This window comes from Pirellulales bacterium (assembly GCA_019636335.1).
In the GTDB taxonomy this organism is placed as follows: Bacteria; Planctomycetota; Planctomycetia; order Pirellulales; family JAEUIK01; genus JAHBXR01.
Window position 1 is genome coordinate 142,268 of the sequence record JAHBXR010000014.1, and the last position, 19,354, is coordinate 161,621.

Annotated in this window: 18 protein-coding genes, 3 tRNA genes and 1 pseudogene; 13 read left to right on the forward strand and 9 right to left on the reverse strand. The window is 62.6% G+C overall.

Going from position 1 to position 19,354, the window contains the following annotated elements:
* Positions 1-4: 4 nt before the first annotated feature.
* The 3 genes from KF708_15140 to hemL are packed head-to-tail and all read left to right on the forward strand — an operon-like array spanning position 5 to position 5,904.
* Complete coding sequence (locus KF708_15140; protein MBX3414024.1) at positions 5-3,562, forward strand: pre-peptidase C-terminal domain-containing protein; 3,558 nt, start codon at positions 5-7, stop codon at positions 3,560-3,562.
* Between the two features lie 56 nt (positions 3,563-3,618).
* Positions 3,619-4,590: a porphobilinogen synthase gene (gene hemB, locus KF708_15145; protein ID MBX3414025.1), complete on the forward strand. Its 972-nt coding sequence runs from the start codon at positions 3,619-3,621 to the stop codon at positions 4,588-4,590.
* Positions 4,591-4,617: 27 nt separating this feature from the next.
* The gene (hemL, locus tag KF708_15150) at positions 4,618-5,904 is read left to right on the forward strand and encodes a glutamate-1-semialdehyde 2,1-aminomutase (GenBank protein ID MBX3414026.1); all 1,287 of its coding nucleotides are present in this window, start codon (positions 4,618-4,620) and stop codon (positions 5,902-5,904) included.
* Between the two features lie 91 nt (positions 5,905-5,995).
* Here the strand turns inward: hemL and KF708_15155 are convergent, their stop codons facing one another.
* Together KF708_15155 and KF708_15160 are read right to left on the reverse strand one after the other, a co-directional pair.
* Positions 5,996-7,204 carry a DUF362 domain-containing protein gene (locus KF708_15155; GenBank protein MBX3414027.1) on the reverse strand — a complete coding sequence of 403 codons (1,209 nt, stop codon included), beginning with the start codon at positions 7,202-7,204 and terminating at the stop codon, positions 5,996-5,998.
* Positions 7,205-7,256: 52 nt separating this feature from the next.
* The gene (locus KF708_15160; GenBank protein MBX3414028.1) at positions 7,257-8,117 is read right to left on the reverse strand and encodes a cytochrome c3 family protein; all 861 of its coding nucleotides are present in this window, start codon (positions 8,115-8,117) and stop codon (positions 7,257-7,259) included.
* Between the two features lie 534 nt (positions 8,118-8,651).
* Here KF708_15160 and KF708_15165 point away from each other — a divergent pair.
* Positions 8,652-8,725, forward strand: a tRNA-Arg gene (locus tag KF708_15165).
* Between the two features lie 167 nt (positions 8,726-8,892).
* Positions 8,893-9,972 (forward strand): tyrosine-type recombinase/integrase, encoded by a 1,080-nt coding sequence (locus tag KF708_15170; GenBank protein ID MBX3414029.1) that lies wholly within the window; start codon positions 8,893-8,895, stop codon positions 9,970-9,972.
* Positions 9,973-10,055: 83 nt separating this feature from the next.
* Here KF708_15170 and KF708_15175 read toward each other — a convergent pair whose 3' ends face one another.
* Complete coding sequence (locus KF708_15175) at positions 10,056-10,301, reverse strand: helix-turn-helix domain-containing protein (protein MBX3414030.1); 246 nt, start codon at positions 10,299-10,301, stop codon at positions 10,056-10,058.
* Between the two features lie 115 nt (positions 10,302-10,416).
* The gene (locus tag KF708_15180; protein MBX3414031.1) at positions 10,417-10,659 is read right to left on the reverse strand and encodes a helix-turn-helix domain-containing protein; all 243 of its coding nucleotides are present in this window, start codon (positions 10,657-10,659) and stop codon (positions 10,417-10,419) included.
* A gap of 227 nt (positions 10,660-10,886) precedes the next feature.
* Here KF708_15180 and KF708_15185 point away from each other — a divergent pair, with 227 nt between their 5' ends.
* A complete protein-coding gene (locus KF708_15185) occupies positions 10,887-11,942 on the forward strand; it encodes a protein kinase (protein MBX3414032.1) in 1,056 nt (351 codons plus the stop codon).
* On the opposite strand, the gene KF708_15190 is transcribed toward KF708_15185, so the two are convergent.
* Entirely contained in the window at positions 11,926-12,243 is a 318-nt protein-coding gene (locus KF708_15190; protein MBX3414033.1) for a hypothetical protein, read from the reverse strand. The genes KF708_15185 and KF708_15190 overlap by 17 nt on opposite strands.
* A 72-nt stretch (positions 12,244-12,315) precedes the next feature.
* Between KF708_15190 and KF708_15195 the strand changes: the two genes are divergently transcribed.
* The 6 genes from KF708_15195 to KF708_15220 all read left to right on the forward strand — a co-directional run bounded on the left by KF708_15195 (position 12,316) and on the right by KF708_15220 (position 16,869).
* Complete coding sequence (locus KF708_15195) at positions 12,316-13,305, forward strand: hypothetical protein (protein MBX3414034.1); 990 nt, start codon at positions 12,316-12,318, stop codon at positions 13,303-13,305.
* A gap of 46 nt (positions 13,306-13,351) precedes the next feature.
* Positions 13,352-13,603, forward strand: a complete 252-nt coding sequence (locus KF708_15200) for a type II toxin-antitoxin system prevent-host-death family antitoxin (protein MBX3414035.1) — start codon at positions 13,352-13,354, stop codon at positions 13,601-13,603.
* Between the two features lie 113 nt (positions 13,604-13,716).
* Positions 13,717-14,055, forward strand: a complete 339-nt coding sequence (locus KF708_15205) for a type II toxin-antitoxin system VapC family toxin (protein MBX3414036.1) — start codon at positions 13,717-13,719, stop codon at positions 14,053-14,055.
* 737 nt (positions 14,056-14,792) lie between these two features.
* Positions 14,793-14,915: a hypothetical protein gene (locus KF708_15210; protein MBX3414037.1), complete on the forward strand. Its 123-nt coding sequence runs from the start codon at positions 14,793-14,795 to the stop codon at positions 14,913-14,915.
* A complete protein-coding gene (locus KF708_15215) occupies positions 14,899-15,768 on the forward strand; it encodes a class I SAM-dependent methyltransferase (GenBank protein MBX3414038.1) in 870 nt (289 codons plus the stop codon). Before KF708_15210 ends, KF708_15215 begins: the two co-directional genes overlap by 17 nt.
* A gap of 576 nt (positions 15,769-16,344) precedes the next feature.
* Positions 16,345-16,869, forward strand: coding sequence for a VOC family protein (locus KF708_15220; protein MBX3414039.1), 525 nt, complete (start codon positions 16,345-16,347; stop codon positions 16,867-16,869).
* Between the two features lie 44 nt (positions 16,870-16,913).
* On the opposite strand, the pseudogene KF708_15225 reads toward KF708_15220, so the two are convergent.
* From KF708_15225 to KF708_15240, 4 genes and pseudogenes are all read right to left on the reverse strand, one after another.
* Positions 16,914-17,000: pseudogene (locus tag KF708_15225) on the reverse strand (HNH endonuclease).
* A 120-nt stretch (positions 17,001-17,120) separates the two neighbouring features.
* A tRNA-Pro gene (locus KF708_15230) sits at positions 17,121-17,213 on the reverse strand.
* A gap of 346 nt (positions 17,214-17,559) precedes the next feature.
* A tRNA-Phe gene (locus KF708_15235) sits at positions 17,560-17,650 on the reverse strand.
* A 909-nt stretch (positions 17,651-18,559) separates the two neighbouring features.
* Positions 18,560-18,925 carry a hypothetical protein gene (locus tag KF708_15240; GenBank protein ID MBX3414040.1) on the reverse strand — a complete coding sequence of 122 codons (366 nt, stop codon included), beginning with the start codon at positions 18,923-18,925 and terminating at the stop codon, positions 18,560-18,562.
* Between the two features lie 111 nt (positions 18,926-19,036).
* Here KF708_15240 and KF708_15245 point away from each other — a divergent pair.
* A partial coding sequence (locus KF708_15245; protein MBX3414041.1) for a helix-turn-helix domain-containing protein occupies positions 19,037-19,354 on the forward strand: 318 nt, incomplete at its 3' end.

The following is a 19,354-nucleotide window of genomic DNA, read 5'->3' on the forward strand; positions in this document are numbered from 1 at the left end:
TGGGATGCTCGCCTTCGCGGCCTGGTTCAGCATCGCGCTGCATGGCGCCATCGTCGCCGTTGCCGATGAACAACCCGAGGCCGCGGCCCCCAGCTTTCACAACGCGGTGGCGCCGATCCTCGCCAAGTATTGCGTCGGCTGCCATAACGCGGACGATGCCGAAGGCAAGCTCGTCCTCGACGGGTACGACAAGCTGTTGGCCGGCGGCGAGCATGGCGCCGTGTTGGTGGCGGGACAGCCCGAGCGCAGCCGGTTGATCCTGGTGCTGACGGGCAAGGCGGAACCGGCCATGCCCCCCGAAGGGAGCGAGTCCCCCACGGCCGACGAGGTTGCCACGCTCGAGCGCTGGATCGCCGCCGGAGCGCCCGGCCCCGACGGCGCCGCGCCCGACCCTACAAAGCTTGTCATCCCGCACATCGAGCCGCGCGTCACGCCGCGACACCCCATCCATGCTGTCGCATACTCTCCCGATGGCAAGCTGTTGGCCGTCGCCGGCTTTCGAGAGATTCGCTTGTACTCGCCCGAGAATCGTGCCCTCGTCCGCCGTCTCGAGGGGCATGCGGGCAATGTGATGTCCGTGTCGTTCTCGCCCGACGGTAGCAAGCTGATTTCGGCCGCCGGGGAGCCCGGTCTCTTCGGCGAGGCCCGCCTCTGGAACGTGGCCGACGGTTCGCTTTTGCGTGAAGTGCGCGGGCATAAAGACAGTCTCTACAGTGCGGTGCTCACGCCCGACGGCGCCCTGCTGGCCACGGCCGGCTACGACCAGGCGATCATCCTCTGGGAGGCGAACACGGGGGCAGAAGTCCGCACGATCACGGGACACAACGGCGCTGTGTACGATCTCGCGTTCAGTGCCGATGGCAAGTTTCTGGCCAGCGCGAGCGCCGATCGCACCGTCAAACTGTGGGAGGTCGCCACCGGCGCCCGCCTGGATACGTTTGGCCAACCGCTCGAAGATCAATACACGGTCGCGTTCAGTCCTGACGGGCAACGCCTGGTCGGCGCCGGCCGCGACAATCGCATCCGCGTGTGGGAACTGAGCGAGAGCCGGGCGGAAGGGACGAACAAGCTCCTCTATGCTCGATTCGCGCACGAGGGAGCCATCGGCAAGCTGGCCTTCTCGCGCGATGGTAAGCTGCTCGCCTCGACCGCCGAAGATCGCACCGTCAAGATCTGGGATGCCGAGTCGGTCGTCGAGCGGCTCTTGCTCGAACCGCAATCCGACTGGTCGGCGGCACTCGGCTTCTCGCCCGATGGCAAGACGCTGGCTGTGGGACGCCTCGATGGCGAACTCGTTTACTACGATGTCCCCAGCGGCAAGCACGCTCCGCCCGCGGCGCCGGAGCTCGCCCAGCTCGAACCGCGCGGCCTCCAGCGCGGCGTCGCGACGCGCGTGCGGCTCGTGGGCAAGAACCTGCTGGGACTCGAGAAGCTCGACTTCGGCAAGCATGCGTTCGAGGTCAAGCTCCTTGCCAGCGAGAATTCGAGCCCCGACGAGGTCATCGTCGAGATCGCTCCCTCGGCCGAGCTCTCGCGTGGCACGTACGACGTGCGCGCCATCACCGCCGGCGGCCAGAGCAAGTCGCTCCGGCTCGAAGTCGACGACCTGGCGCAACAGGTCGAGTCCGAGCCGAACAGCGAGCTCGCTCAAGCCACCGAAGTTGCGTTGCCCATCACGCTGTGGGGCAAGCTTGGCTCGCAAGGGGACGTCGATCATTTCAGCTTCGCGGCCGAGCCGGGCAAGACCGTGGTGCTGGCCGTCGATGCTCGCGCGTTGAAGACGAAGGCGAACATCGTCCTCACGTTGTTCGACGCCGCCGGTCGTGTCGTGGCCAGCAACAACGACTTCGACGGCGAGAGCGATCCACTGGTGGCCTTCGATCCGCCGGTCGCCGGCCGGTACACGGTGCGCATTTCCGACCTGCTGCAGTCGGGTTCGGAGGAGCATGTCTATCGCCTCTCGGTGGGCGCCTTTCCGTACGTAACCGGGGTCTTTCCGCTCAGCGTGGCGGCGAACCAGGAGTCCTCCGCGCAGCTCGCGGGCTACAACCTGCCGGCCGAGGCTCGCGTGACGCTGCCGGCCCAGGCCGACGGTGAAATCAGCGTGCCCCTCGACCCGCAACAGTATCGCGCCCGTCGCGGTCTCAAGGTGTTGGTGGGAATGTTGCCCGAATCGGTCGAGAGCGAACCGAACGACGAGCCAGACACGGCGACGATAGTGAATGTCCCCTGTACCGTGGGTGGCCGCATCTGGTCGGACACGCCAACCAGCGACGCCGATCTGTTCCGGTTCGAGTCGCGTGCCGGGCAGACCTGGATCGTCGAAACCGATGGCGATGGTCGTGGCTCGCCGATCGATACCGCGATCGAAGTGCTCGACGCCGTGGGGCAGCCCCTGCCCCGTCTGTTGTTGCAGGCGACGCGCGATTCGTACATCGACTTCCGCAGCATCGATTCGAAGATCGCCGACGTGCGAGTGCATAACTGGGAAGAGATGGAGCTCAACGAGTTGATGTACCTCGACGGCGAGGTCTGCAAGATCTTCCGTCTGCCGCAGGGGCCCGACTCGGGCTTCAACTTCTACACCAGTCGTGGCCAGCGCATTGCCTACTTCGATACGAGCTCCACGGCGCACGCGGTCCACGAAGCGTGCTACATCGTCTCTCCCCATGCGCCCGGTACGGCGTTGGTCCCCAATGGCCTGCCCGTCTTCACGCTGCACTACTCGAACGATGACGACGGACTGCGCAAGCTCGGCCGCGACAGCCGGCTTACGTTCACGGCGCCGGCCGACGGGCAGTATCTCGTCCGCGTGCGCGACGTCCGCGGCGGCAACGGCGATCGCTTTGCCTACCGTCTCACGATCCGCGAGCCGCGCCCCGACTTCAGCGTCGCCGTGTCGAGCAACGAGCTGACGGTGAATGCCGGCTGCGGCAAGAGCGTGACCTTCACGGCCGATCGGGCAGATGGCTTCGATGGCCCGATCCGCATCGACATCGAAGGATTGCCTCCCGGGTTCCACTGCTCGACGCCGATCGTGATCGAGCCGGGACATCTCGAGGCGCACACCGTCGTCTGGGCTGATGCCGACGCGAAAAGTCCTTCCGAAGAAGTGGCGAAAAAGACGCAGATCACCGCCACGGCGGAAATCGGCGGCTCCCCCGTCGTCAAGCAATTGACGGGCCTCGGGCTGCTCAAGTTGGTTTCGCTGGAGAAATTGCGCGTCGTGCTCGAACCGGCGGAGGTGACGATCGCCCCCGGGTCGAACGTCACCGCGACGCTGAAAATCGAGCGGCACGGCTTCGACGGCGCCGTAAAGTTCAATGTGAACAACCTGCCGCATGGCGTGTACGTGGACAACATCGGTCTCAACGGCGTGTTGATTCCCGAAGGTCAGAGCGAGCGACAGATTTCCCTCACCGCGCGGCCCTGGGTGGGGGAGTCGGATCGCCCGTTCCACGCCCTTGCCCTCGACGGCGGTGGTGTCTCGTCTCCTGCCATCACGCTGCACGTACGCCGGCCGGCCACCGTTGCCCAGGCCGACGCGACTGCCGAGAAATAGACCATCCTTCGATGTCCGACCCTCGCGAACTTGCTCCTGGTTTTCCCGGCACGCGGATGCGCCGCCTGCGGCAGCATTCTGCGCTGCGTGCGCTGGTGCGCGAGACGACCCTCTCGCCCACGGACCTGATTTTGCCGCTGTTCGTACACACCGGTAGCGAGGCCCGACGTCCCATTGCCTCGATGCCCGGTCAGTCGCAGTTGTCGCTCGCGGAGTTGGCCGTCGCAGCGCGGCAAGCCGCGAAGCTGGGGCTGGGCGGGATCATTCTCTTCGGCATTCCTAGCGAAAAAGATTCGCTCGGCAGTGACGCCTTTGCCGATGCGGGCATCATCCAGCGCGCCATCCAGGCGGCGAAAGAGGCCGCTCCCGACCTGCTCGTCATCACCGACGTCTGCTGCTGCGAGTACACCGATCACGGACACTGCGGCATCATCAACGAGAAGACGGGGCGCATGGACGTCGACAACGATGCCACGCTCGAGTTGCTGGCCAGGCAGGTCGTGAGCCATGCTCGGGCGGGAGCCGATCTGGTCGCTCCCAGCGGCATGATGGATGGCATGGTGGGCGCGATTCGGCAGGCGCTCGACGGCGCCGGCTACACGCATCTGCCGATCATGAGCTACGCCGCCAAGTATGCGAGCGCCTTCTACGGCCCCTTCCGTGACGCGGCCGAAAGTGCTCCGCAGTTCGGTGACCGGCGCGGTTACCAGATGGATCCGGCGGCCGCCGCCGAGCAGGCCCTGCGCGAGGTGGCGCTCGACCTGGCCGAAGGGGCCGATCTCGTCATGGTCAAGCCGGCGCTGGCCTATCTCGACATCATCCGCCGTGTGCGCGAAACGTTTCCCGGCGTTCCCCTGGCGGCCTACAACGTGTCGGGCGAATACAGTATGGTGAAGGCCGCCGCCGAACGTGGCTGGCTCGACGAACGAGCCGTCGCGCTCGAAATGCTCACCGCCGTCAAACGCGCGGGAGCCGGCATTATCCTCACCTATTGGGCCCCGGACGTCGCGCGCTGGCTTGGTGCCTAAGGCACAGCCCGCCGCACGAGACGCTGCATGTCACGCGAAAGAAGCGAGCGGGCCTTCGCCCACGCCAAGTCTCTCATTCCCGGCGGAGTCAACAGTCCGGCCCGTGCCTTTGGGGCCGTCGGCGGCGCTCCGCTGTTCATCGATCACGCCGCGGGGGCCTATCTGCATGACCTCGATGGCAACCGCTACATCGACTACATCGGCTCGTGGGGCCCGATGATTCTCGGCCACGCGCATCCGGCCGTGGTTGCCGCCTTGCACGCGGCGGTCGATCGTGGGACCAGCTACGGCGCGCCGACCGAGGCCGAATCGGAACTCGCCGAGTTGATCGCCGGCGCCTTCAAATCGATCGATCGCGTGCGCCTGGTCAGCTCCGGCACGGAAGCGACATTGAGTGCCATTCGCCTTGCGCGCGGCATCACCGGGCGCGACGCCATCATTAAATTCGCCGGCAACTACCACGGCCACGTCGATAGTCTGCTGGTGGCGGCGGGCAGCTCGGCGGCGACGCTCGGCGTGCCCGATTCGCCCGGTGTGACGCGTGGCACGGCGGCTGATACGATCGTGGCCCGTTACAACGACGCGCAGGGCCTCGCCGATCTGCTGACGAAGCACCAGGATCGCGTGGCCGCGGTGATCGTCGAGCCGGTAGTGGGCAACATGGGGCTCGTCGAGCCCTCGCCCGAGTTCCTGACCGCCCTGCGTGAAGAAACCCGTCGCGCGGGCGCCCTGCTCATTCTCGATGAAGTGATGACCGGTTTCCGCTTGGCGTACGGCGGTGCGCAAGAACGGTACGGCATCGAGGCCGACATCACGACGCTCGGCAAGATCGTGGGAGGGGGATTGCCCGTCGGCGCCTATGGCGGCCGTGCCGAGATCATGGACCACGTGCTCCCCGCCGGTCGCGTCTTCCAGGCCGGCACGCTCAGCGGTAACCCGTTGGCCACGGCAGCCGGCATCGCCACGCTCAAGATCTTGCGCGACGAGCGTCCCTACGATCGATTGGAAACGCTTTCCGCGGGGCTGGCCGCGGGGCTGGTTGCTGCGGCGAAGCAAGCCGGCCTGCCCCACACGCTGGCGCGCGTCGGCAGCATGATGACCCTCTTCTTCAATCCCGATCGCGTGACCGATTGGGACGTGGCCGACCGCAGCGACCGCCAGAAGTTTGCCCGTTACTTCTGGGGGCTGATCGACCGGGGGGTCTACATGCCCTGCAGTCAATTCGAAGCGCTGTTCGTCTCGACGGCGCACAGCGAGGCCGATATCGACGCGACCGTAAAGGCGGCCAGTGAAGTGTTGGTTTCGCTGGCTTAGGTCCCCGTGAGCCGTCCGGCTTGCCCGCACAGGCTGGCGGCCTGTGCCACTTTTCTACTGTAGTTTCGCTGTGCCGGATTGGCTTCTCTGCCTATGCCAGCATCTCGCGGAATTGCTCGATGTCGTCGTCCATGCCGGCGTGCTTGAGGTTCAGCTTGTCGAGCCCGTCGATGCCCAGCCCGATTTCGATGGCGTGGCGGATGAAGGGATTGGTCCAGACCGAATGGTTCTGCAAGCGGGCCTCGGTGCCGTAACGCTTGAGCACCGCCACGCCGGTGGCGTCGGCCGCCACGCGGTCGCGGCTGGCGACCACCAGCTTCGGCTCGACCGAGTCACCGTGCGACGGACCGCCAAAGACGTAGCTCTGGGTGCCGTCGAGGATGTTGAGCGCTGGGCGAATGCCCAGGTTCAATTCCGAAATGCGATTGACGAAGGGCTGCACTTCTTCGATTTCTTCCTTGCGACCGGCATCGCCGCGTCGGCGCCGGCGGCCCGACTTCTTCTGATCGAACAGGTCGTTGTTCCCTTCGCCGTGCAGGCTGGCGTGGAACTCGCGGCGCGAGCGGTGGTGGCTCATGCCGACGAAGGCTTTCATCGACATGGTGAACCAGGCCTGGAAGTGGGTCTTGATGACCGGCACGTTGATCACATGGTCGACGGCAAAGAGCAGTTCAGCCAACTCGAAACCGTTCGGCCAGTGCGTGGCCAGCGCGGGCTGCACCTTGCGCCAGTGGGGGGTATTCTTCGGCAGGCCGAGCAGCTCGAACTCTTGGGCGGCATCTTCCAGCCCCACGGCCACGACCGGCGCTTTCACGTCGGAGATCGCCTGATTCACCGCGTCGAGATGTCCGGCGCGCTTCATCACGTCGACCGTCTTGGGCGCGGTCAGGGCCATTTCGGGATCGCGCACGAACAAGGGCGAAAAGCTGCGGTCGGCGACGATGATCCGCTTGGGACCTCGTTCGGCCACGAGCTTGATTACCGCGTAAAGCACCTCGGGGCTCGTGGTGGTGGGGTTCTTGGCGGCCCCTGTCACGTTCGGCTTGATCAGAACGGTCTGGCCTTCTTGGATGAAGTCCATGCCCCCTGCCAATTGAACGGCGGCACGCACCGCGTCTTCCATGTTCGAGCCACGCGCGATTCCCACGTCGGCGGCGGGCACGGGCTTGGGCTTGGCCGCCGGCTCATCTCCCCACAGGCGGCCGCGCTGCAAAATAGTGCCCCCCACGCCGGCCGAGAGCGAAAGTGCCCCCGCCTGTTGCAGGAATCGACGACGCTTGGGGCAATGATTCGGGTGCATGGCGTGCCTCACCAGGTTGGAGCTGCCGTGGTTTCGGAACCGAACATCAACACTACTTGGACTTTTTGAGCCAGGTTTCGAGTCGTTCGCGGGTCTGGGCCGCTCGTTCGCCCAACTGCTGGGCCTCGTCGGCCGTCAACTCGCGCGCCGCGTGCAACACGCGCATCGTGGCCTCGCGTAGCGAGCCCACCTCGTCGGCGAACTTTTCCGGCAACAACTCGTCGGCCTGTGCGTGCTTCTCGCGGACCTGCGCCAGCGTTTCGGCCAGTTCGTCGTTCTGCGTCACGAACGAGGCAACGTGGGGATAATCCTGGTCAAGATTCTCGTGGCAGTCGAGACAGATTTCCTTCAGCTTGAAATCGGCCGCGGCGTTACCCACGTCGTGATTGCCGTGGCAGTCGAAGCACATGGGATAGTCGATGTTGATCCGCTTCGACCAGTCCCAATGATGAGGCCCGGCGGCCAGCACGTCGGCCTGCTCTTCGTGGCACTCCGCGCAACGCGCGATGTGAGCGCTCAACTTCGTGCCGATAAAGCCGAAATCCTCCTCGTGCGCTTTCGCGTCATCCACCGTGTTGCCGCCGTGGCAGTCGTGGCACGACATCTGGTTCAGGTCATGCACGCTGTGGGCAAAGTGTACGAGCGGGACCGTCAACTCGCGACCGGCGTTCAAGTGGCACTTCACGCAGTTTGATTTGACCTGGGGGAGCGGGTGCCCCTCGGGCCAGAAATCGGGCAACGTCAGCTCTGCGGCATCATCGCTGGACGGGGGCGATGGCTTCCCTTTGTCTTTGGTTGGGTCGGCGGCGCGCAACGCAAAATCGGCCCACGCCAGGCCGCACACTAGCGCCAGCAGCGGAAGCAGGTTTGCCGGACGCGTGACCATCGGGAACAATCGTGACGCGAGACTCATCAAGGAGCTACTTCCAGGCTGGCAAGACGTGCTGGCTCGATCTGGTCACATCGATGGTCGCGGTCCCGGGAGAACCCACCGGGATTGGAGCATCGCGTGGCAAGCAGCGCCCCTGTGTACGATTGCGGGGTCAAGCTTGCTGGGGACACAGAAACGATTGGGATCGTAAGGTTGCTTCCCGAACCACCAGGCGACGCGATCCAACGCCACTGGCAATTCTCGGTTCGAGCGACGAAACGCCGAACCTGGCCCGACGAACAGTGTCCCCCACGGACATCGTAGCGATGCCTGCCTCGGCGAGCGGAGCGAGCACCTCGGCTGAGCGCATCCGCTGCTGTCAGGCACGTTTACGACAGCGCCAGACTAGTGACGCGCCGCGCACGCGTCAAGAAAAGGCGGCGGCGACCGCGGTTTTCCGGTCGTAGACAGACGGCGACAGTGCGGTATCTTTAGGGTTTCGGGCCCTGCGGCCCGCTTGGGACCACCGACGGCCGCAGATTCCCCCGCATCCGCGGGAAAAGTAGCGCGTATCACGTCCCCGTAGCTCAATTGGATAGAGCGTCGGCCTCCGGAGCCGAAGGTTAGAGGTTCGAATCCTCTCGGGGATACTAGACTTACGACAACGTGACCTGTCCAGGTACAGAATTCTGATACAGAATCTGGGCAAGGTGAGAAAGAGACGTCACCGAGCGGCGGCAACCGCTCGGTGACGCGACGCAAACCTGCAGGCTTGCGCGGGATGGTTTCCTACCGTCTCAAGCTTGGAGGTTTTCTCATGGCTCGCGCGTCTCGACCTTGGTTTTGGAAGGCCCGCCGCAGGTGGTTCGTCACCATCGACGGCAAGCGGCACGATCTGGGGCCCGACAAGAAAGCGGCCCTCACCACATTCCATGAGCTGATGGCACGCCCTCAGAAGCGGGCGGTGCGCAGCGATTCGGTGGTGGCGTTGATCGATGCCTTTTTGGATTGGTGCTCGAAGCACCGCTCCCCCGTCACGTACGAGTGGTATCGCGAGCGGTTGCAGTCCTTTGCCGAGACCTACCCCAAGCTCACCACCGCACAGCTGCGGCCGTTCCACGTCCAACTCTGGATCGATGGGGAAGAGGGCGTTTCTTCGGGCACGCGGCGCAACTACTGCCGCAGCATCAAGCGGGCCATGCGCTGGGCCGAGCAACAAGGGTATGTCGACCGCAGCCCCATCATGCATATGGAGCAGCCGCGGGCCGGCAAACGGGACACCGTTATCTCGCAGGAGCAGTTTGAGGAATTGATCAGCCTGATCCCGGTGCGGGAACTGCGAGACCTGCTGATCACCACCTGGGAGTCGGGCTGCCGGCCGCAAGAATCGTTGCGCGTCGAAGCGCGGCACGTCGATCTGGCGAACAGCCGCTGGGTGTTCCCGCAAGCGGAGTCCAAAGGCAACATCCCGCGGATTGTCTACCTCACCGACCGGGCCTTGGAGATTACGCGGCGCCTGGTGTTGCTCTATCCCGAGGGAAAGCTGTTTCGCAATTCGCGAGGCAACCCTTGGACCACCGAATCGGTCAACTGCGCCTTCGTGCGGTTGCAGATCAAGATGGGCCTGCGGCTGTTGAAAACGCAGGATGTCCAGTTCAGCAATAAAGAGGTGCGAGAGTTCACGAAGTCGTTGGCCCGCGAGCGAATCGAACGGGGTGAGGTCGTGCAGAAGTCGGACCGCGAACTCGAATTGGAGGCACGGCGGAAGCTGCGCTATCGGTTTGCTTGCACACTGGCCCCCAAGTGCTCGCTCTACACGCTGCGACATTCCTGGGCCACGCACGCCCTGGAACGGGGACTGGATGCGTTGACCGTGGCCATCTTGATGGGCCATTGAGATCCTTCGACGCTGGCCAGGGTCTATCAGCATCTGGCCCACAATCCCAAATTCCTTCTCGACCAGGCCCGGCGCGCCGCCGGCTAGAGCTTGATGTGCTTGAGTTGCGGACGTCGGACGGGTCGCGGCACGGTCTCGTATTGCATCCTGCGTTCGTCCAGGAAGGCGGCGAGATCGTGCCGGTCGACTCGATAGCCTTTGGATTGACCAACGCGAATGACAGGGAGCAGGCCGCGACTAACGAGCGTGTAGACGTTCGTCATCGAGCAACCAAGTTGCTCGGCGACCTGCTTCATGGTGAGGAGCTCGCGGTTCATGTCGGCTGACATCGGAGGTGCTGCCGGGTGAAGAAAGAGCCCGAAGTATCCAGGTCCATTCTGGGATACTCGGTCGGTTGAGCCGACCTACCGATGTGCGCCGTCTGCGACTACAGAACCGCATCGCTTACTCAGCCTCTTCGCACGGTGGACAGCCGGCGTCCAACCAGGCTTCGATCTCGTCGAGTGGCCAACGTGTGCTGCCGCCAACTCGCAGCGGTTCGGGGATCTCCCCGTTCGCAACCAATCGCCAGACGGACCGCTTGGACATGCCCAAGATGGCGGCCAATTCGTCGGCCGTGATCAAGCGCGGCAGATCATCCGCAACCGGCTTGCCAGTCGCCGTCGTGGGGCGTTTTGGGGCGGTCATCGGTAATTCCCAGGTGCCGCGAGCGAGGCGCGAAAGCCTGAACTCCGCCGGCGGGTGGACACAAAGTAGCCACAAAAGTGCATCCCGCGGCACGTGCCAAGTGGTGACATTCAGTACCATGAGTGGTCGATCGGCGTGATCAATCGCCATTGGACGCGAGTTGACCGATCGCCACGAGGTACCTTTGCCGGACGTTTCCGGCGCCTTGTGCAGAAAGGGCGATTCTGATGAAGACTGGGCAACGCTTGTATCGGCTGGACCTCGCTAAGCTCCGGCGTTTGCGTCTGCAAAAAGGGCTGACGGAGCAGGGGCTGGCCAAGGCGCTAAAGATTTCACGCCGCACACTGCAGCGCGTCATGCGCGGCAGCGGGGTGATGATGGGGACTGTCGCTCGCATCGCCAAATTCTTTGACATTGCGGATCCGACGGAGTTGCTCGCGCCAGAAGAGCTCGATACGAATGGTGAGGCCCGCGCCCAAGGCCGCGGCCGCCTCGTGGGGGATTGGGAAGTCACGCAGATCATTGGTCCGTGGGAGACTGCATCCAATACGCTGCAATGGCGGCTTCATCGCCTGACGCATCTCCACCTGACGGAGCGTTTCGGCCGCGGAAAACTCTACGACCTCGGTCAACTGTCGGATCAAGACCGCCAGACGTATCGCGATCAACTCACGCGTCATCCAGAGGTGTGCGGGCGGATCGGTCAGCATCCCAACATTGCCGTGAACCTCACGGCGTTGCCTGACCGGACCGACGGCAACTGGTGGGTCATCGATCAATGGATCGAGGGAGTGACGCTGGAACACGCGCTGGCTGAGGGGACGCTGGCTCCCAAACTGGTCCCCGGTGTGCTGCGGGGCATCGCCGAAGGCTTGGCTGCCCTGCATCGACAGTCCATCGTCCGTCGCGAATTGTCGCCACAGTTCATTCTGCTGCGGGAGCAAGATGCGACCCCCGTGTTGACCGACTTTGAGCTGGCCAAGTTATTGGACGCGAACCGCACGGTCGCCAACCGCTATTGGCAACCAGACCCCTATCGGGCAGCCGAAGTGGTCGCCGGGCGCGATATCGACGAACGCGCGGATCTCTACAGTTGGGGACGGATTGCCGTGCATGCGCTCGGCCGCCAACTTCCGAAATCGGGGAGTGAGGAAGAACTGCTGAAAGAGGTGCGTGTGCCCGCGGGGGTACGTGACGTGATTCTGGCCTGCGTGCGGGCGCCGAAGAGCGAGCGGCCCCGTGAAATCGCACCGGTCCTCGCGGCGATCAAGGGGTGGAAGTAGGCGGATCATCGAGGTCGGCGAACAACGGCAGGTCGCTGCCAGGATCACTTTGCTTGTGATACTGAGCGGCGGCCTGCCCGTTCTTGAAGACCGTGACCGAGGTGAGTTCAAATTCGCGGTGGTCGCCGCGCCGCATGAGTTCAAAATGGGCGTTATCCCAGATCGAGAGGATGCTCTCCGGTGACACCGGAAAACATTCGGCCACGTGAATGCCGGTCAGTTGACCAGCCTTCGATAAATTCAGGTATTCGCGCGCGGTAGCCACAATGTGCGGCGTGATGACAAACAGTGTTCGTCCCATTCGAGGCCTCCACTTGAAATGGTTCTCACGCACCATTCAAGGGAAGGCGGACTAACAACAGGAGCCGTCTCTGTGAATCGTCTGGAGACACCGGTGTATCCCGGATTCGGTGATCGACGAGGCTGGTTGACGGTCCACACCTTGTCGGAGTTCGTCTTTTGCCCTCGCGCAGGAGCCATTGCCTACGCGAATCAGCAGATGGACGAAGTGGATCTACCGCCCCCACGTTTCAACCTCGATTACCTGCCGGACTACAGCCTGGCGCTCATTGAGGAGGCGCTCGATCACCAGCTACGCAGCTTTCGCCGACTTGGCCTCCAAGTGCTGGCAGCAATCATTGGTGGCGGTCTGCTGTGGTGGGGCGGGTATCGGTTGATCTTGCTGCCAATCGCTCTACTCTTGTTGCGTCAAGCGGTGCTGTTCTCGCAGAGATTGTCGAACGTGCTGCTGCTGGCAGCTCGGCGTCGCGCGGCCCTCGCGGCGCAGGCGCGGGAGCCCGTTCGCGACAGCGACCAAATGCAGAAGGTCAATTGGTGGGAACTTTTACGGGCCGGCTATGAATCCGAAGCCCACGAGTTGGTGTTGGAAGACGAGTCCCTACAGTTGGCGGGGCGTCCCTGGCGCGTGCTGTCGCGAGGGTCGCTACGAATCCCCGTCGTCAAAGCGCTCACCCCCGCGGGCGACCGGTCGCCACTGCCCAAACCTCAGCATGCAGCGCGCGTCGCCGCCTACTGTCGACTGCTCTCCCAGTCGGTGGGGGGCGAGTCTCCGTTCGGGATTGTGATCTTTGGTAGCACCTACGAAGGTTCGCGATTTGTCCATCCGTTGTATGTGTTGTGTGACATGTTGTGCCTCCATGCTGCCGGCTCTCTCCGGCTTGCGGTTTCTACCGGGCCCCTTCCCGGCTCTGGATCAGCTGGAAGGGGCCGCTTCCTATTTCCCGCCGACGCTTGCACGCTGATATCCATCCGCGGACAAGCGAGGCGAGCGTCCCCCGCCCCTCACCTGCGGCGGGGACGTGAGACTTGCGCGGGAGAGTTTCCCTTGCTCCTTGTCTCCTAGCATGATAAACTAGTTAAGTAAACTGGTTTGTTTTAGGGTACCGCCAATGATCGAAGTGGGAACATTCGAAGCCAAAACGCACCTCACGCAGCTCTTGGAGCGGGTCGCCAAAGGGGATCGCATCGTCATCACCCGCCGGGGGAAGCCGGTGGCCATGCTGGTGCCGCCCGAGGTGGAACAGGAGACGGATGTGGCCGCCGTGGTGCGCGCCATGCTGGCCCAGCGTGACCAGCAGGGACCGAAATTGGGCCGCGGCGTGTCGGTGCGGCAGCTCATCGAAGAGGGGCGACGATACTAATGGCAAAGACGAAGCGATCCAAGCCGGCGGCGCCGGCCTCGCGGTTTGTGCTCGACTGCTCCGTCGTCTTTGCCTGATTCTTTGCCGACGAGTCGAGCGACTACGCCGACGCCGTGGCTGCCAGCCTCATCAAGTCCGCTGCGATGGTTCCGGCACTCTGGGCGCTGGAAGTGGCCAATACACTGCTCGTAGGAGAGCGGCGTGGCCGAAGCACCGCGCCTCAGGCGTCTGCCTTCTTGGCCCGCCTGGCAAGCCTTCCCATCACGCTCGAAGACCAAACGGTCACGGCGGCCTGGTCCGGTGTCATGGCCATCGCCCGCGACCATCAACTCTCGGCTTATGATGCGGCCTACCTCGAATTGGCGCTATGCGAGGGGCTGCCGCTGGCCACACTCGACGGCAAACTTCAGGCGGCCGCGAAAGCGCTTGGTATCAAACATCACACGCCTTAAGCCCGGCTCTACTCTCACGTCTGATCGGATCAGAAACGCGCCTCAAACGCTGCTCCTGCGCCCCTGGCCATCGGCCTATTCTGACCGCCAAGCTCAAGTTTCGTTCTTTAGCGCGATGCCGATTTCCCCAGCGATATCCTTGAGAATCTTCGTCATCAGACCGGCTGGATTGCGGACATGTTGCGATTGCCGGGCCTCGCGATACTGTCCCAGCGCCCTCTCGACTGGCCCCGGGCCCATGCGTCGCACGCACCGGGTCCACCAAATCAAATCGCCCTTGGCTCCGGTGAGCTCAACCAGTTGATCGACCAGATACCACGATCGCTCGTCCAGGGGTGACGGTGCAAGCTGTAGCGGAAACGATGCCTGGGGGCGCATGCCGCGGGTAAACACTGCTAACCAACGCCCGTCCTTCGCACGATCAAAGCGAAATGACCGTAACAGCGCGACTTTGTTCTGAGTCAGTCCTTTGGCAGCCGATGCTAACGTTCCTCGCACATCCTGCGGGCGGCAATACTTGGGATTTGTTCACCCTCGATACCACGGACAGTAGTTTGTGCGACCCCGCCTTCCCGTAGTGCCAAAGGCCGTAGAGCAGTTACTTTACATTGAATCAGCACCGGCCGCGTCTCGGGAAATGGCGGGCAACGGGGCCCTCACCGCCGGGAAAAGGTTAAACTCCATGGCTGGCCAGCCCCCATGAGGACTGACCCTAATTCAAATCCAAGGAGGCCTTTATCGAGCGCGACGGGCAGACGTTCTACTTTTGCAGCGAACATTGCCGAAAGAAGTTCGTCGGTCTACAACGCGGCCATTCGCATCACGACTATGCGGCCGCTACGTATGTTCTTCGCCTTTAAAGACATGAGGACGGGTATCGTCAAAGAGAAGAACCCCATGAGTCATCAGCAGAGTCCGAATGCAGCCGAAACGTATGAGAGGTATCTTGGCCCCGCAATCTCTGATCCTTGGACACGCGTGCTGCTCGAATACGCCGCTCCGCGGCCTGGCGAGCATGCGCTGGACGTAGCGTGCGGCACAGGCAGCGTGGCGCGGCACGTCGCGCCCCTGGTTGGAGCGGGAGGGAAGGTGGTCGCGCTCGATATTAGTCCGGAAATGCTGGCCGTCGCGAGTGCGCTCCCCGCACCTGTAGGTGCGACGATTGAGTGGCGGGAAGGGAATGCAATCGCCCTCGCCCTGCCGGATGGCGCGTTCGATCTCGTGCTGTGCCAGCAAGGATTGCAGTTTTTTTCTGACCGCGCCGCGTCCTTACGAGAGATGCGGCGGGTACTGACCAATGGTGGGCGTGTCGTCCTGAGTGTGTGGCAGGCCCTCCAGCGTCATCCCGTTTACGAAGCGCTGTTTGAAGCGACGACACGGCACCTGGGTTCGGCTACCTCTGAAGTGGCTTTGTCCTTTTCCTTGGGGGATGCCGAGGAGCTGCGTGCGCTCCTGAGCGATGCAGGCTTTCAGCGAATGGAAGTTACTCCCCGGTCGCTCAATATTCACCTTCCGTCGCCAGCGCGTTTTGTGCAACTCACGGTGCTGGGGGCGGCGACGTCGATACCGGTGTTTGCACAATTGGATACCGCGGCGCGTTCCGCACTTGTGGAAGCGGTCACCGGTGAAACGGAAGCTGTCTCGCAACGTTACCGCGATGGGGACAAGTTGACTTTTTCGATGTCCACGCACATCGCAGTTGCATTCGCGTAAGTAGTAAGTTGGCCGAGCAAAGCGGTTTCTGACAGGATTCGCAATCATGGTCCTCGTATTGATGGGCGTTTCAGGCACGGGAAAAACGACCGTCGGCAAGTGCTGGCCACTAAGGTGGGCTGGGACTTCGTCGAGGGAGACGACTATCACCCGATTGCGAATGCCGGCAGTATCTGGAACGGCACGACCTCGAATGCGTCCACTATGTCTTCTTGCACGGCTCGGAGGAGCTGATCAGCTGCCGTCTGGCGGAACGCAAAGGGCACTTCATGAACCCAAAACTGCTCCAGAACCAGTTCGAGGCGCTGGAGGTCCTGGAGGGAACCCTTCAGGTCGATATCACCCCTGCCTCCGAAGTGATCGCGGCCGAGATCCGGCGTAGGGTGGGCCTCTGACCTCGGCCGCATGAGGCTCGTGGGCGTGGCTGCGAAGTTAGACGCAGGTGATCCGATGGCGAGTGAACGGGAGAAGATGCTCCAAGATGGCGGAGAGCTTGAATGATCTCTTAGCGCTGCTGGAGTAGGTTCGCCCGACAGGCGGTAATGACTTTCGACGTGATCAGATAGGAGGCCCGCAATGATGACGATCGCTGATTCCAATCGGATTCACCCGCAGGTGCGAATTGGGCACGTGCATCTCAAGGTCGCGGACCTGGAACGGGCGATCGGCTTCTACCATGGCGTGCTCGGCTTTGAGCTCACGCAACGCTACGGTGAGCAAGCTGCATTTCTGTCGGCGGGCGGATACCACCACCACATCGGGCTAAATACCTGGGAGAGCCTTGGCGGCTCATCGCCTCCCGCCGGCACGACAGGGCTTTATCACTTCGCGATCTTGTACCCGACTCGGGCCGCGCTGGCCGATGCACTTCGCCGATTGCTGGCCGCGGGGATTCCACTGGACGGAGCGAGCGACCATGGAGTGAGCGAGGCCCTGTACCTGCGCGACCCGGATGGCAACGGGGTGGAACTCTATTGGGACCGCCCGCAAGAGACATGGCCGAGAAGCGGGGACGGAAGTCTGGAGATGTTCACACGGTCACTCGACCTTAATGCCTTGCTTGGGGAAGCTCAGTCAAGACCACAGGCACCAACCGCTTGACAGAAACCCTAACGTAATTGCCTCCTTTGCTTTGCACCCAGCACCAGCGCCCGGGCCACGGTGGCCACGTTCACCGGCTGCCAGTTGCGGTTGAGCACCAGCGTCGGGCGCTCAAGCGTCTTCGCTACCATCGATTCGTTCCTCTTTGAATTCCGGAGAGTTGAAAGTAGAGAGTAGACCGCAGGAGAACTGCTGTTGTCCTACTTTCTACTGTCTCTTCTCTCCTGCTCTGTGCGGCTTTGCCGCACCAGGGTGTCCGAACGGAGTTGAACCGTCACCTTCTGGCGACCAACCTTCGGTTGGTGCCCGAGCCAGACGTGCAGAAACCGCTACACCACGGACGCCATATTGCGGGCCGCCGCCCAACGTGAGCGACGGCCCGCTCGATCAATCGATAAACACCAGGTGCCGCATGGCAGGCGCCCGGTTCTCCGTGTTTGTGAACACGCGATGCCAATCGTCCAACCGGATCGTTTTGTGATCCGGGTGACGCACGGTGCCACTCACATAAGCCTCCGGGTTCTGCCGCACGACCGACCACCGCAAGTGGGCCTTCGATGGATCCTTGATCAACAACCGGCGGTATCGCTTGGGAGTCGAACCCATCTCTCCGCCTTGAAAGGGCGGTATCCTCAGGCCGATAGACGAACGAGCCATGTGTGTTTTTGTCAGCGCGCACGCTGAGCGCAGTGGGTCGGGAGGCGCTCGAATCCTCGTCTGCGGCTTTTCAGGCCACCGCCGACCTACCTTCGGTCGGTGCCCGCGTCTCAGCTACCGACCCAGCGATGCTTGTTGGCGTTTGCGTTTGTGTCCCGATCAGCCAACAAAAAAAGGCCCGATGTCGCTCGGACACCAGGCCTTGGAGGGGATCGCGTAGTAGCGGCCGAGTGTCACAAGCGCAGTCTGAGTGTGGGCATATTCCCCGCGAGCAAGCTGCCTCGTCGCCCGGAATGACCCTGGGCGCACGTGGAACCCGCCAGCGCGGAATAACCCGCACCTATGCGTTCTTGGATCGAACTCAGTCGTAAGAAGATCATGGAAGGTACTACCAGTTCCGCATGGGTCGCGGTTTCAAGGTCTCGGTTTGTTCGGCGAGTCCGCCGCCGTCCGTCCTGATTAGACGCCAGCCGCTGACTTTTGGTTCAGGGGGAGATCGACTTTTTTTCAGCCAATTGGCCAGATTCGTCTGGGCGGGAGCGACTTTTCACGCAGGGGGACAGCTATTGTGATTCTACGAGGCAACCAGCGTCGCGCGAGTTGGCCGAACCCCCTGTGGCTTTGCCGATGACATTGGCCCCTTATCCGGCGAGAAAGCCCCACGCAGCCCCCTCACGAACGCGAGCAACGATTTTGGCGGTGGAGGGCGAATGCTGACGATTGCTACGAATGCCTACGGCCTAACGACGAATTTGCATGCCTCGACAATCGTCAACAAAGCGCCTCTTCAATCTTGACTTTGCGGACGGACTCGTAGTCAAACTTGATCAATACTTTAGCTGCGTCGGGGTGTCGGTCCAAACCATGTTGTGCGCTCAAGTCGCGCCCGTTTGCCAAAATTGGGATCCACATCGAGGCAGGCGGTCCTGCGTTGCCGATAGCGTTTGGACTGTGAACGACGGTTACTTGCGAGTGAGTCAGTTTACATCGAATTACTCTCAGAATCGCCTCGTTCGGCACTTGGCCTTGTACGTCAAGCGATGTTGACTACAAACTCTCCACTGCGGGCAACGCAGATTTCGTCCTTGATGACGAAGCACTCAACCCAGTGCATCCCCGCATAGGTCGTCTCCTCTTCTCGCTGTCTACCGCTCTTATCGCTGTCGTAAAAGTCGCCGCGCAGCTGATTCGCAGCTCGTGCCTCCGCACCAGTGTTTACAACTTGCCAAAACACCTTGTAAGGCTTGGGAACGTCGGTGACCGCCTCCAAATTTATGGTGCCGTGCTTAGGGAGAGGCGGCGAATTGCTCGTGAATCCGCGTGGGCGAAACCCTCGGCGAGTGAACCATGCACTAACGGAGGCCGAATAGCGGGGAGGGGCGCATCGCCACCGCGACACGATTGCCTACGGTCTGACCAAAGGCAGTAACTAGTGCTTTGTCACGGCTAGAAGTTCGGGTTGGCGGAGATCGGGAAACTTGGGAGACTTCCGGCAACACGGAGGTGTCCCATGAACAAGAAGTATATTGTGCGGCTGACGGCGAAGGAACGCCGAACGCTGGGCGAAGTTGTCAAGCATCTTAATGGTTCGAGCCAAAAGGTTCGACGGGCGCAGATGTTGTTGAAGGCCGACGTAGGCGGCCCGGCCTGGACCGACGAACAGATTGCCGCGGCCTTCGACAGTCGCACTCGCACGGTCGAGAAGCTGCGTGAACGATTCGTGACGGAGGGCTTCGAGCAAACACTGCACGGCAAACCGCGAGCGAAGCCACCTACCGAGAAAATTCTGAGTGGCAAGCAAGAGGCGCGCGTGATCGCGATGCGGCTT